Genomic DNA, 14,382 nt, shown 5'->3' with positions numbered 1-14,382 from the left:
CGCGTGCCGCACTGGATCGATACCCCCGCGCAACTGAGCGAACGCCTTCAGGATCTGCCCGGCTGGGTGGGGCTGGATACCGAATTCATCCGCGAACGCACCTACTGGCCGCAGCTGGCGCTGGTGCAGGTTTCGATCGGCGGCGGCGCCTCCGGCAAGGAAGTGCTGCTGATCGACCCGCTGCGGCCGGGCATGACCGACGCGCTGAGGCCGCTGCTGACCGCGAGCGGCACGACCAAGGTGATGCACAGCGCCAGCGAGGACCTGGTGGCCTTCCGCCACGCCTGCGGCGTCGCGCCGGCGCCGCTGTTCGATACCCAGATCGCCGCGGCGCTGGCCGGCATCGGCGGCGGGCTCGGCTACCAGAAGCTGGTGCAGGAAATCGCCGGCGTCGCCCTGGAAAAGGGCGAGACCCGTTCCGACTGGCTGCGCCGCCCGCTCAGCGCCGCGCAGCTGGAATATGCGGCCGACGACGTGCGCCACCTCGGCATGCTGCATTCGATGCTGGGCGAAAAACTGGCGGCGCTCGGCCGCATGGACTGGCTGCGCGCCGACTGCGCGCGGCTGGTCGCCAACGCCGACGACGCCGGCGAGCGCTGGCCGCACCTGGCGCTGCGCAGCGCGCAGTTCCTCGAGCCGGACGCGCAGCGCGTGCTGCTGCGCCTGCTGCGCTGGCGCGACGCGCAGGCGCGCAGCAGCGATCGTCCGCGCAACTGGATCCTCGACAACGAACTGGCCACGACCCTCGCGCGCGACCCGCCAGCCGACTTCGACGCGCTGCGCCGGTGGCTGGACCGCACGCCGAAGTCGCCGCGCAAGCTGGCCGAGCCGCTCTGGCGCGCGCTGGCCACGCCGCTGCCCGACGAGGACGCGATGCCACTGGCCCGCAACGGCAACGGCGAAAAGGCCGCGCTCAAGCGCCTGCAGGACGCGGTGGCACGGCGCTCGCGCGAGCTCGGCCTGCCCGACGGGGTACTGGCTTCGCGGCGCTGGCTGGAGGCCCTGCTGGAGCGGAAGCAATGGCCCGAGGCCCTGCAGGGCTGGCGGCGGGAACAACTGGAGCCGGTTTTGGCCCCGCTCTTGGCGCCGCCGCCCGCGGCCGGTTAGAATAGCCGTCCCTGACGGGGCCATAGCTCAGCTGGGAGAGCGCGTCGTTCGCAATGACGAGGTCGGGAGTTCGATCCTCCCTGGCTCCACCAAATTCCAGACATGCAAAGGGCCGGGAGCGATCCCGGCCCTTTTGTCGTGCGGTGCACTTGGCCAGCTGTGATGGGCCATCGTCAGCCGATCCGCAGCCCCGGCTCGGCAAACGACACCCTGCCGGGCAACTTGACCAGCTTCGACGACTGGCGTTTGTGCAAGCTCCTGCCGCCGTATTTCAATTGCGTACTGACGGATGCGTCTCCTGTTTCGAGCGCGGTGATGCAACCGCTGCGGATCGACAGCGCCGCGGCCCTGAAGTTGGCGGACACCTCCAAAGTGAAGCGCAATTCGAAGACGCGGACGCGGCCGATGCTGATTTCCAGGGTCGGGTGCAGCGTCGCCGTCAACGCATGTTCCCCGAGATGGACGACCGTTCGTTCGCCGGGCGGATGCTTTTCCGGATCCGAGTACTCGTGCAGTTCCCGCGCCTTGCACCAACCGCCCGCCAACACCGTGAACACATCGCAGTCGAGCACCTCGCGCAGCGCGGACTCCGCTTCCTGGCCGATGAATCCCAACGCGAGGCTACGCTTGCCGGTCTCGTCGTGCCCGGCCATTTCGTCCCGCATCGCGTCCTTCATGCCTTCGAACCGGTCCTTCGGCAGGAGCTGCCTGATCGTGATCCCGCTGTTTTCAGTCATGTCGCACCTCCATCCTGATTACGGGCACCGGTCCCTGCGGATGCGCTTCGCCTTCCACGACGCGCGCGTGCAGTTGCACGGACTGACCCATCGGCAGCGGCGCATCCGGGCCGAACGACACATCATCGGCATCCAACCTTGGCTCGATCCTGAGCAACCGAAGGGTCCGGATGTATTTCACCGCGTGATTCAACAGCAAAATCCCGCCGACAAGGGCGACCGCCACGACGGCAAGCAGAGGATTCTGCCACCAGGGTCGCACCCAATAGCCGACCTCGCTCCCGGGCTTTACCAGCGTCCCCGCGGGAGGATCCGTGCGCGTCACCCCTCCGGCGGCAAGCAACCCGGCTTCTCCGCCCCGCCGGGCCGGCGCCAGTCCGATTGCGGATAGCGTCTTGATCGCGGACTGCTCGGATTCGCCGACCAAAGGAGGAATCTCCACCAGGCGAGATTCCTGGATCGGAGGGGGAACTCCGGTCGCGGGGGGAACCGTGTCCGGTTGCGATCTGGCCACCACCACGTCGATTCCCGTGCCGAGCGGCTGCACCGAACCCGCGACGGGCTGCTGTTTCAGTACACGCCAGACCATCGTTTCGCTGTCGCGGTACTCCACCGCCCCGAGCCGGAAGCCGCCTTCGTGCAACCTGTCCTCGGCATCTTGCGGCGTCATTCCTCCGACATCGGGAACGGCATTCGCCCCGGATGCGGCCCAGTAACCCACCTCGCTCCCGAACGCCACCGAGGTGCCTGCCGCTGGATCCGTGCGCGCCACTCGTCCCTTTCCGAACGTTCCGTTTTCTTCGCCTCGACGCACCGGCGCCAATCCGACGCCAGCTAGCTCGCCCGTGGCGTCGATGACGGGCTTGCCGACGACGGGAGGAACCACGATTGATGGCCGTCTGGCAACGACGACATCGACGGCGGTGCCGAGGATCAGACTGGAGCCTGCCACTGGCGTCTGTTCCAGGATCAACCCGGGATTCGTGGAGGTATCGCGAAAGCCCAGCGCGCCGAGGCGGAAGCCGTTTCGATCGAGCAGGCTGCCAGCCTGTTCCACGGTCGCCTGCCTGACATCGGGCACGGCATTACTGCCGGAGGCGATCCAGTAAGCGACCTGACTCGGGACCGGCACTCGTGTGCCCGCCTCCGGATCCGTGCGCGTCACGAGGCCGCGGGCAAGCGTGCCCTGTTCCGTGCCTTGTCGCACCGGCGTCAAACGCAGGGCGGACAACTCGCTTACCGCTGCATCGGCCAGGCGCCCATTCAAGGCAGGCACGACCGCCGTCAGGCGCCTGGACACCACGACATCGACGGCAGTGCCGAGCGGCTGTACCGAACCTTCTGTCGGTGCCTGCCGCAGGATCCGGCCCGGAGTTGCCGCCTCCTCGCCGACTGTCTGGTTGCCGAGGCGGAAACCGCTGCGAGCGAGCTCATCGCTCGCCTGCGTCGGCGTCATGCCATCGACGCGGGGAACGACATTGCGGCCGGACGCAACCCAGTAACGAACCCCGCTTCCGGATGCGACCTGTGCGTCCGCCGCCGGGTCGGTGCGCGTCGCCAATCCTTTGGCGAGACGACTCGGCTCTTCCCCTGCGCGGCCAGGCCGCAACCTGCTCCTCATCAGTTCGCGTGCGGCGATCGCGCCCGGCATCCCGGCGACATCGGGAACCGCAACCGATTGCGATTGTTGCGCCATGTTCTGCTGCAACTGCGGCGAGACCGTCTGCATTTGCTGCCGCATGAACTGCGACGGCTGCGCCGGTGGCAGCACGACGAGGATGGCGGACACGCCGGCGGGCATGGACGCCGGCGATTTCTCCTGCGCGCTGCCCGGTGCATGCCACGCCATTACGAAGCCGACGACCAAAGTCGCGACCGCGCGGCAGGGACGACGCCATGGCGGGAAGCCCGCCATCCGGTTTGTCGTCCCCGCACGAAATCGCTGGATCTTGGCGTTCATCACCGACACCGGTGGTCCTGCCAGTCACAACGCCCACGATGGCCGGGGCCGGCCAGCAGGCCATCGGATCGAACCGGCAGACATCGCCTTGCGACTCGGCGCAGGATTCCGGTCGGAATCCCGCGCCAAGAAAAAGCCCTTGCCGGCGCAGGCCGGCAAGGGCGAATGGGAGGGGATCCTGTCCGGGTTGCGGATCAGAACTTGTAGCTGAAACCCGCCAGCGTGGTGCGGCCGTACTCGAAGTACGACACCGGGCGGTTGGACGGATCGCCCGATTCGTAGGTCGCGAACGGCTCGTCGCCGATGTTGCTGACCTGCAGGTACAACGACAGGCCCTTCAACGCGCTGGTGTCCGAGAAGCTGTAATTGACCTGCGCGTCCTGCACCGTTTCCGGGGCGATGTTGATGACCTGGTAATCGGCGCCGAAGCCGCGGGTCTCGCCGCGGAACGCGGAACGCTTGCGCTGGCTGAAGCGCACCGAGAAGCCGCCGCGCTCGTAGTAGGCAGTGATGTTCGACACGTACTTGGACAGGCCGGACATCGGCTCCGAGGTGCCGGCGCCGTTCGGGCGGATCGAACTCTCGGTATCCGAGTAGGTCGCGATGATGCCCAAACCGTTCAGCGGCTTCCACAGCAGGTCCAGCGGCACCGACGCGGTCAGCTCGACGCCATGGATCGTGCCGCCCTGGCCATTGACCGGCTGGTTGATCTTGCCGTTGGTCGTGGTCGGGTAATTCGGCATGTCCGGGGTCTGCGCCGGCAGCGGCAGCCCGGCGAAGTCGAACGGCTGGTCCTCGTTGCGAATCCAGCTCAGCAGGTCCTTATGGAACCACGCCACGCCGAAATAGCCGCGGTTGCCCGCTTCGGTGCTGAAGTACTTCTCCAGCGACAGGTCGAAGGCGTTGGCCAGCCATGGCTTCAGCTTCGGGTTGCCGCCGCCCGCGCTCCAGTACGGGGCAACGGTCTGGCTGCCGTCCGGGTTCGTGATCGCGGGGCAGCCGGTGTCGCAGATGCTCACATCCATGCCGGCCTTCATCTGGTCCATGCGCGGACGCGCCATCTGCTTGGCAGCGGCGAAGCGCAGCACGGTTTCCGGCAGGAACTCCCAGCCCAGGTTCATGCTGGGCAGGAACACCGAGTAGTGGATGCCTTCGGTGATCGGCGTACCCGCCGGGTTGCCCTCGAAGGTGCTGAACGCGTTGGAGCTCTGCTCGACGATGACCTGCTGGAAGCCGGCGTTGCCGCGCAGCGGCTTGCCCCACAGGTCGGCGTCGATGTCGGCCTTGAAGTACAGCGTGGTCTGCTTCTCCTCGATCGACCAGTTCTTCGCGGCGATGTCCTTGTGGAAGTTGCCCACCAGGTTGTAGACGCCGGAGTTCAGCAGGGTGTTCGCATCGATGTAGCCGAGGTTTTCGAAGCCGCCGAAGTTGAATTCGCTGGAGCTGCCGGGGAACGGCAGGCTGTCGCGGACGCCGCCTTCGCCGACCACGCAGTCCTCGATGCACAGCTTGGCTTCGCGCGAGCTCTTCTGCTTGGTGCGCTTGCTGTAGTTGATGCCGAAGTCGATGCCGCTGACCGCGCCTTCGTCGATGCTGCGGATCGCGTTCAGGCGGAACGCCTCGATCTTGTCCTCGATCGCGAAGTCCTTGACGTAGCCGTCCTGGCCCCAACCGCCGTTGTCCTTCAGCTCCAGCGCGGCCGGATCGCCCAGGTCGACGCCGAGCACGTAGTTGTAGAAGTTGTGGCTGGGATCGAGCGATACGACCGCGGTGGTCGCGCCGTCGTTGGCGGCCGGGCCGGCGTAGGTCTCGAGGAAGCGCATGGCGCGATCGACCTTCGACGTCGACAGGTCGGCGTTGATCGTCCAGTTGTCGTTGATCTTGAACTTGTTGTTGAAGCCGATCGAATCCAGCTTGTCCTCGATCGGGTTGCTGTCCATGCGGATCACCGGGTGCACGTTGTCCCAGGTGCTCTCGGTGATGGTGTCGTTGCCGCTGACCGTGTAGCCCGGCTGCAGCACGCCGGTGCCCCAGATCGTGCCGAATTCCATGCCGGTCTTGATCTCGGTCTTCTCGAACTTGGAGTGGAACCAGTCCAGCGTGCCCTCGTAGAAGTCGTTGGGCTTGAACTGCAGCGTGGCGGCCACGCCGGTGCGGTCGTGGTTGTTGTCGAACTTGTACAGCTTGCCGCCGCCGAGCACGGTGGTGCCGTCCGGTCCGCCGGCATAGCCCCACAACTCGTTCTGGTAGCCCGGCTGCGGGCTGTCCATCTTCGAGACCGCCAGCATCAGGCCCAGCCGCTTGTCCATGAACTGGTCGATGTAGGTGGCGGTGGCGCGGTAGCCGTTTTCCTTCTGGTCGCGGATCTTGTTCTGGTCGTAGCGCGCGTTGAAGCTCATCACGCGCTCGTCGTACGACAGCGGACGCACCGTGTGCATGTCGACGGTGCCGGACAGGCCCTGGCCGACCAGCGAGGCATCCGGGGTCTTGTACACGGTCACCGAGCTGAGCAGCTCCGACGGGTACTGGTCGAACTCGACGCCGCGGTTGTCGCCGGTGCTGGCCTGCTCGCGGCCGTTGAGCGTGGCGGTCGCGAAGTCGCCGGCGAAGCCGCGGACGTTGATCTGGGTGGCGCGGCCGCGCTCGCGCTGCGCGGTCAGGCCCGGCAGGCGCGCGATGGAGTCGGCGATGGACGCATCCGGCAGCTTGCCGATGTCCTCGGCGGAGATGGCTTCGACGATCGAGGTGGAAGTCTGCTTGGTGTCGATCGACTTCTCGATGGCAGAACGAATGCCGGTCACCGTCACCTTGTCGAGGTTGACCGCGTCATCCTTCTTGGCCTGGTCCTGATCGGCTTCCGCGTTCTGGCCGGCCTGTTGTGCGTACGCGGCGTTCGCGCCCAGCGTCATCGCCGAGGCCAAAGCAACGCACAGCACGTTGCGCTTGAGTTGCAACATCTTCCCCTCCAGTCGAATGTTGTCTTGGTAAGTCCGAGTTGTGCCGGCACGCCCGCGGCGACCGGTTCGCGAATGGCGGGAATGCAAGTGCCCTTCGACGTGCGGCAATGGTAGACGCCCGCAATGCCGCACAAATCTCCCTGCATACGTATTCATGCATAAATCGTTAAACGCGAACTCCGCCGCAATATCCGGCTGCGGCGCCCTGCGCATCGAAGCGAGTCGCCATGCACGGAAAGCCCCGCTTTTTTGCAAGGCCGCGGCATCGCACGGACCATTTGCTGCAAAGCAGCAAATCCGTTCGTGGCGCTATCAACAGAACTGCCCCGATCGGCACATCCGCTGTCCACCGATCGTCAAATCCGCCTCGGTCGATCCGCCGGACGGAAGCATCATCGCGTAGCCGGGGGGAAACGCCCAGCACAGGAATTCCGGCAACATCCGCGCCCAGCTGCGCTGGTTGTGTTCGCCGCCGGGCAGCACGCGGAACGCCACTTCGTCGCCGACTGCGGGAACCTCGCGCACGCCGAGGTTGGTCGCGTACCCGAACCCGACCAGTCCTGCCTGGTGCTTGCCGGAGGCCGGGATGTAACCCAGCACCAGGTCCCGCGCATCGTCGACCGCGTCGATGACGCCATCGCCGTCGCGGTCGCCGGTTTCCTCGGCATCGCCGACTTCGAACCAGAACCGCGAGCCTTCGCGTTTCGCCCCGGCCGCCACCATCCGCTGCGCAAGCCGCGTGTCCTGCGCGGCTTGCGGCGTGCCGCGTTCGGCCGACAGCCAGAACGACGGCGAGAACGCGCCGACCGTGCCGAACACGTCCGGGTACTGCCAGCCGAGGTTGAACGCATTGAGTCCGCCGAGCGACCAACCGAGGACCGCCCTGCCCCGCGGCCGCGCATCGGTGGCGTAATGCGCGTCGACATACGACACCAGCTGGCCGATCAACCACTCCGAATACGCATGCGCGTCCCGGCCGACCGGACCGAAACGCGAATCGCCGACGAGGCTGCGCGCGGCGGCGGGATCGGACAGGCCGTAGGCGCCCATGCGGTCCTTCGGCATGTCGATGGCGACGACGATCAGCGGCGCGATCCGCTTCGCCGTGCGCAGTTCCTGCAGGCTGCGCCGCAGCCCGACCGCCTCGCTGTCCTGGCCGTCGTTGACGTACAGCACCGGGTAGCGCCGCTTCGGGTCGTAGCCGGGCGGCAGGTGCACGACGATCCGCATCGGCTGGCCGAGGAAGCCCGGCACGTCGTTCGGCACCAACGGCGCCGGCGCGACCGCGGCCGCCGTCGCGCAGCCGGCAATCAACGGCAAGGCCAGCAGGAATGCGATGCGCGGGAGCCAGCCCATCGCCCGTCACTCCACCACGTAGACCACGGCGCTGCGCGCCGGCACGACGAAACGCCCGCTGTTCGCAACGTAGCGCGCCGTTTCGCGCGGTCGCGGATCGGCCGCGTTACGCGAGGCCTGCACCGGATGCAGCCGATAGCGTTTGCCGCGTTCCTCCGGCAGCACCAACTCCCGTTCCGTCGTACCGGCGTTGACCAGGTACAGGATCTCGCGGAAGCCTGCGCCCGGATAACCCGAACCATCGAGATGGCCGGCAAGGACGAGCGGATCCTGTCCCGCGCCGCTGTTCGGGAAACGCAGGCGCCGCTTGATCTCGTCCGCGCTGCGCAGGCGGAACAGCGTCGAACTGGCGCGGATGCGCAACAGGTCGCGGAACTGGTCGCGGGCAAAGGCGATGTCGCGCGGCGACGGCCTGATCGACGGGTCGGCCAGCAGCGGCCGCATCGACTCCCAGTCGCGGCCGTTGTCCTGCCGCGGCGGCAGTCCCGTGCCGAAATGGTTGTCGGCATAGGTCCAGTCGATGCGGTTGAACCAGTCGCCGGAATCGTAGCTGTTGCGGTCCAGCGACTTGGAACGCAGCGTGTCGATGCCGGCGTGGAAATACGCCACGCCCTGGCTGAATGCGTTGATCGCGGCGCCGAGCATCTGCACGCGGGCGCGGTCTTCGCCGCTGGTTCCGGCCGGCAGCTTGAACACGCCGATGTCGAACAGGGTCTGGTTGTCGTGGTTCTCGACGTAGTTGACCACCTCGGACGGCTGGCTGGCGTAACCGGCCGGCTGGCCCTTGTAATCGATCTTCTCCAGCACGGTCGGCGTGCCGTCGAAGGCGACCAGCGGGAAATCGCGGATCGAGCCGGCCAGCCCGACACGGACCAGGTCGGCCGCGCGCAACAGGTCCTCGCGCGGCCGTTCCCGCGGCGCGTGCGCATTCGGCGCATAGACCAGGCCGTTGAGCCAGCCCTGTTCGGCGAACAGGGCCTCGCCGCTGTCGGAAGGGCCGCCGCCGCGCAACGCGTCGCGCGCGCGGTCGCTGAAGGTGCCGATGCCGGAGCCGTTCAGCGACAGCTGCGAGGCCTGCACGAAGCGCTTGCCGTCGGCGATCTCGCCGAAATTCCAGCCCTCGCCGATCAGCGGCACGTCGCGGCCCGCGGCCGCGTCGACGCGGCGCTTGAGCGCCTCCATCGCGGCGCGCGGCTGGTGGCCCATCAGGTCGAAGCGGAACGAATCGATCCGGTACTGCTTCGCCCACAGCGCGACCGAGTCGATCATCAGCTTGCCCATCATCGCGTGCTCGGTCGCGGTGTTGGCGCAGCAGGTCGAGGTCTCGACCCTGCCGGCCGCGTCGAGGCGCTGGTAGTAGCCGGGCACGATGCGGTCCAGCACCGAGTGCGGCGACTGCCCCGACGCGCTGGTGTGGTTGTAGACCACGTCCATGCCGACGCGCAGGCCGGCGCGGTGCAGCGCCTGCACCATCGCGCGGAACTCGACGATGCGCTTCGCGCCGTCCGCCGCGTCGCTGGCGTAGCTGCCTTCCGGCGCGCTGTAGTGGAACGGGTCGTAGCCCCAGTTGAAGCAGTCCCGCGCCGCGACCTTCATCACCGCCGCCTGCTGCGCGTCGCCGTCGGCCGCGGCCTGCGGCACTTCGGGCACGACGCAGTCCCGTTCCTGCACGGTGGCGAAGTCGAACACCGGCAGCAGGTGCACGTCGGTCAGGCCGGCCTGCGCCAGCGCGCGCAGGTGGCGCATGCCGTCGGATCCGGCTTCGGTGAAGGCCAGGTACTTGCCGCGGTTGGCCGCGGCGACCGAGGCGTCGTCGCGCGAGAAGTCGCGCACGTGCAGCTCGTAGATCGACATGTCGGTCGATGCGCGCACGGTGTCCGGCGATGGCGTCTCGTCCCACCCCTGCGGTTTCAGCGCCGGCGAATCGAGGTCGGCGATGTAGCTGCGCCTCGAATCGGCGCCGAGGCCGACCGAGTACGGATCGGTGACCCGGTTGCGGACCACGCCGGCGCCGGGCACGAAGACATCGACGAGGTACGCGTAGTAGCGCCCGGACAGGTCGGCGGGAAGGTCGAGCGACCACGCGCCGGTCGCATCGTCGCGCCGCAACGCGCGGGCCGCCTTCGCCGCGTCGCCGTCGTTGTCGTAAAGGCACACCGACACCGCCTGCGCGGTCGGCGCCCATACGCGGAAGCGCGTCGCGCCGGATCGCGGGTTCGCCCCGAAGTCGTCGATCTCCGTTGCCGCCGCGTACAGGTCATCGAGCGCGCCCGGCGCCTGCAGGTCGGTGGCGGCGACCACGCGGCCTTGCGCATCCTCGCGCACCAGCCGCAACTGGCCGCGCAGCAATTCCGGCACGCGGAACCGGCCGGACGCGGGGACGGCCAGGCGCACGCCGTCGCCGATGAACTTGAAGCGCGTGGCGAGCGCGGGAGAAAGCGGGGCGGCATCCACCACCAACGCCACGGCCGCATCGCTGCCGCGAACCCGCGTACCCGTCCGGGTGACGAGGCCGCCGTCGGCGGCGTGGTACAGCCGGTAACGCCCCTCGCCGGCCTGTTCCGGCCACTGGATCAGCCCGCGATCGAGCCAGTAGGCGCGCGCTTCGACCGCATCGCCGGCGGCAGCGCGCAGCACGCGCCACGGTTCGTCCGCATTGCAGTCCGCGAGCGGACCACCGCCCGCCAACGCGATGCCCGGCGCGGACAGCGCAAGACCGAGCACGGCGCGCAGCGGCCGATTCCCTTTCGACATCCGATCCACGCCTGCCCTCCCCGGCCCGGCATCAGCCGACGCGGGCGTAGTAGACCCCGCGCGGCGGCAATCGCAGTTTCCCGCCGGCCGCGCACCCGGCAAGCAGGCCATGGCCTTCGATCGGCTGCAGCGCCAGGCCGGCCGGCGGCGTCCATTCGACCGCATCGGCCGAGAGGTTGAATGCGACCAGCAGCTTGTCCGCATCGGTCTCGCGCACGAACGCAAGCACCGGTTCCGGCGCGTCGACGAAGCGGATCCCGCCTTCGCGCAGCGCCGGCTGCGTGTTGCGCCAGGCGAGGAAGCGGCGCACGCGGTGCAAGGTCGAATCCGCCTTCCTGTCCTGCTCCGACACGCTCAGCGCGCGGTGCGCGTCCGGGATCGGCAGCCACGGCTTGCCGGTGGTGAAGCCGGCGCCGTCGGCGCCGTCCCACGGCACCGGCGTGCGGCAACCGTCGCGGCCCTTGAAGTTCGGCCAGAAGGTCTTGCCGTACGGATCCTGCAGCGCCTCGTAGGGCACGTCCGCTTCCGGCAGGCCCAGTTCCTCGCCCTGGTACAGGCACACCGAGCCGCGCAGCGAGCAGACCAGCGCGACCAGTTGCGAAGCGAATTCCGCCGATTCGTCGCCGCGGCCCCAGCGGGTCACCGCGCGTTGCACGTCGTGGTTGGAGATCGCCCAGCACGGCCAGCCTTCCTGCATCGCCGCCTCCAGCCGCTCGACCGTGCCGCGGATGTAGCCGGCGCTGAAGTCGTCGGTCAGCAGCTCGAAGCTGTAGCCCATGTGCAGGCGGCCGCGCGCGGTGTACTCGGCCGTGGTCGCCAGCGAATCCTCGGACGAGATCTCGCCGAGCGCCGCGACGTCGTCGTACTTGTCCAGCAGCGCGCGCAGTTCCTCGAGGAAGGCCAGGTTCTCCGGCTGCGTGTTGTTGTGGTAGTGGTACTGGTAGGCGTAGGGATTGTCCGCGCTGAAGCCGCGGCCCACGCGCAGTTCCTTCGGCTTGGCCGGGTTGTCGCGCAACTGCGCGTCGTGGAAGCAGAAGTTGATCGCGTCCAGGCGGAAACCGTCGACGCCCCTGTCGGCCCAGAACTTCACGTTCTCCAGCGTCGCCTTGCGCACCTCCGGGTTGTGGAAGTTCAGGTCGGGCTGCGCGGCCAGGAAGTTGTGCAGGTAGTACTGCTCGCGGCGCGGTTCCCAGCGCCAGGCCACGCCGCCGAAGATCGACATCCAGTTGTTCGGCGCGGTGCCGTCCGGCTTCGCGTCGGCCCAGACGAACCAGTCGGCCTTCGGGTTGTCGCGGCTCTGCCGGCTTTCGCGGAACCACTCGTGCTCGGCCGAGCAATGGCTCAGCACCTGGTCGATCATCACCTTCAGGCCCAGCGAATGCGCCTTCGCCAGCAGGCGGTCGAAGTCCGCGAGCGTGCCGAACAGGGGATCGACGTCGCGGTAGTCGGCGATGTCGTAACCGAAGTCGGCCATCGGCGACTTGAAGAACGGCGAGATCCAGATGCCGTCCACGCCGAGGCTGGCGACATGGCCGAGCTTGTCGATGATGCCCGGCAGGTCGCCGACGCCATCGCCGTTCGTGTCCATGAAGCTGCGCGGATAGATCTGGTAGATCACCGCGCCGCGCCACCATCGTTTCGTCGCCATCCCCGCTCCCGAGCAGCATTCCGTCGCGCACGACGGCGTGCGCAGTGGGGCGGAACTATTCCACGGCGCCCACCGCGACGACATGGCCCGAACGGCATGACACCGATGAATACGTATGCAGCCGATCGCGCCCCGGAATCGTCGCGATCCGCGCCCGCCGCACGGCCGGTTCGCGCCGGAATCGCGGAAAGCCCGGCAAAAACCGGCGTTTCCCCGGCCGCCGCGACATGCACGCCGCGCGTCCGTGCGCGGGCGCCGCGATCGCCGCGTGTTTGCAGTGCAGCATGGAATCCCGCCGCTTCACCGGCAACATGTCGCCACCCGCCACGGGCCGACCAAGACGCAACGCATGAGCCAACCCTCGCACCACAAGCCGTCACTCTCGTTCTGGCAGATCTGGAACATGTGCTTCGGCTTCCTCGGCATCCAGTTCGGCTTCGCGCTGCAGAACGCCAACGTCAGCCGCATCTTCCAGACCCTCGGCGCGGACATGGAGCAGGTGCCCGGCCTGTGGATCGCCGCGCCGCTGACCGGCTTGATCGTGCAGCCGATCATCGGCCACTTCTCCGACCGCACCTGGACCCGGCTCGGCCGGCGCCGCCCCTACTTCCTCGCCGGCGCGATCTTCTCGACCGCCGCGCTGCTGGTGATGCCGGATTCGCCGCAGCTGTGGATCGCCGCCGGCACGCTGTGGATCCTCGACGCATCGCTGAACGTGTCGATGGAGCCGTTCCGCGCCTTCGTCGGCGACCAGCTCTCGCCGAAGCAGCGCCCGGCCGGCTATGCGATGCAGAGTTTCTTCATCGGCGTCGGCTCGGTGGTCGCGAGCATGCTGCCGTGGCTGCTGGCCAAGGCCGGCGTCGCCAACACCGCGGGGCCGGGACAGGTGCCGGACACGGTGCGCTTCGCGTTCTACGCCGGCGGCGCGGTGCTGTTCCTCGCGATCCTGTGGACGGTGCTGCGCACGCGCGAGTACCCGCCGGAAGTGCTGCAGTCGTTCGCCGACGCCGATCCGCCGGCCGAGACGGCGCGCGGCGAAGCGAAGGTGCCCTCGCCCGCGGGCGGCGTGCCGTGGCTGGCGGCGGGCCTCGTCGGCCTCGCCGCGGTCTGGCATTTCGGCTGGGACAAGCTGCTGTACGTGCTGGCCGGGCTGCCGCTGGCGTACGGCCTGCTGCGCCTGGTCGCCGCGCGGCTGTCGCCGCGCTCGCTGCTGGCGACGCTCACCGCCGACCTGCACGACATGCCGCGCACGATGCGCCAGCTCGCGGTGGTGCAGTTCTTCTCGTGGTTCGGCCTGTTCGCGATGTGGATCTACACCACGTCGGCGGTGACCAAGCTGCACTACGGCACCACCGACACCGCGTCCGCGGCGTGGAACGAGGGCGCGAACTGGGTCGGCGTGCTGTTCGCCGCCTACAACGGCTTCGCCGCGCTGGCGGCGATCGCGCTGCCGTGGATGGCGCGCCGTTTCGGCCTGCGCCTGACCCACCTGGTCAACGTCGTGCTCGGCGGCCTCGGCCTGCTGTCGATCGCCTTCCTCCGCGACCCGCAGTGGCTGCTGCTGTCGATGGTCGGGGTCGGCTGCGCCTGGGCCTCGATCCTGTCGATGCCGTACGCCCTGCTGTCCGACAGCGTGCCGGCGGCGAAGATGGGCGTGTACATGGGCATCTTCAACTTCTTCATCGTGATCCCGCAGCTGGTCGCGGTCAGCTCGCTGGGATTCCTGCTGGCCAAGGTGTTCGGCGGCGAACCGATCCGCATCCTGATGCTGGGCGGCGCCAGCCTGATCGTCTCCGGGTTGTGCGTGCTGCTGGTGCGCGAACCCGAGGCGCAGGCGCAACCGGCGCCCGCCGCATGAGGTCG

At 68.3% G+C, this 14,382-nt stretch carries 8 protein-coding genes and 1 tRNA gene; 3 read left to right on the top strand and 6 right to left on the bottom strand.

Features of this window, described 5'->3' with window-relative positions; translation table 11 throughout:
* Positions 1-3: 3 nt before the first annotated feature.
* Both rnd and CSC71_RS01305 read left to right on the top strand, forming a co-directional pair.
* Entirely contained in the window at positions 4-1,107 is a 1,104-nt protein-coding gene (gene rnd / locus CSC71_RS01310) for a ribonuclease D (protein ID WP_162372655.1), read from the top strand.
* Positions 1,108-1,123: 16 nt separating this feature from the next.
* Positions 1,124-1,199 (top strand) — tRNA-Ala (locus CSC71_RS01305).
* A gap of 81 nt (positions 1,200-1,280) precedes the next feature.
* Here CSC71_RS01305 and CSC71_RS01300 read toward each other — a convergent pair.
* The 6 genes from CSC71_RS01300 to CSC71_RS01275 form a co-directional block, all read right to left on the bottom strand.
* Positions 1,281-1,844 carry a hypothetical protein gene (locus CSC71_RS01300; RefSeq protein ID WP_162372537.1) on the bottom strand — a complete coding sequence of 188 codons (564 nt, stop codon included), beginning with the start codon at positions 1,842-1,844 and terminating at the stop codon, positions 1,281-1,283.
* Positions 1,837-3,804, bottom strand: coding sequence for a PASTA domain-containing protein (locus CSC71_RS01295; RefSeq protein WP_162372536.1), 1,968 nt, complete (start codon positions 3,802-3,804; stop codon positions 1,837-1,839). Before CSC71_RS01295 ends, CSC71_RS01300 begins: the two co-directional genes overlap by 8 nt.
* Positions 3,805-3,998: 194 nt before the next feature.
* Entirely contained in the window at positions 3,999-6,761 is a 2,763-nt protein-coding gene (locus CSC71_RS01290; protein ID WP_162372535.1) for a TonB-dependent receptor, read from the bottom strand.
* Between the two features lie 312 nt (positions 6,762-7,073).
* Positions 7,074-8,117: an alpha/beta hydrolase gene (locus CSC71_RS01285; protein ID WP_162372534.1), complete on the bottom strand. Its 1,044-nt coding sequence runs from the start codon at positions 8,115-8,117 to the stop codon at positions 7,074-7,076.
* 6 nt (positions 8,118-8,123) lie between these two features.
* Positions 8,124-10,871, bottom strand: coding sequence for an alpha-1,6-glucosidase domain-containing protein (locus CSC71_RS01280; RefSeq protein WP_162372533.1), 2,748 nt, complete (start codon positions 10,869-10,871; stop codon positions 8,124-8,126).
* A gap of 31 nt (positions 10,872-10,902) precedes the next feature.
* Entirely contained in the window at positions 10,903-12,519 is a 1,617-nt protein-coding gene (locus CSC71_RS01275; RefSeq protein ID WP_162372532.1) for an alpha-glucosidase family protein, read from the bottom strand.
* 349 nt (positions 12,520-12,868) lie between these two features.
* Here CSC71_RS01275 and CSC71_RS01265 point away from each other — a divergent pair, with 349 nt between their 5' ends.
* Positions 12,869-14,377, top strand: a complete 1,509-nt coding sequence (locus CSC71_RS01265; RefSeq protein ID WP_162372530.1) for an MFS transporter — start codon at positions 12,869-12,871, stop codon at positions 14,375-14,377.
* The last annotated feature ends 5 nt before the right edge of the window (positions 14,378-14,382 follow it).

It is taken from the genome of Pseudoxanthomonas sangjuensis, assembly GCF_010211755.1.
Taxonomy (GTDB): Bacteria; Pseudomonadota; Gammaproteobacteria; order Xanthomonadales; family Xanthomonadaceae; genus Pseudoxanthomonas_A; species Pseudoxanthomonas_A sangjuensis.
This window is presented reverse-complemented; position numbering and strand designations above follow the sequence as displayed.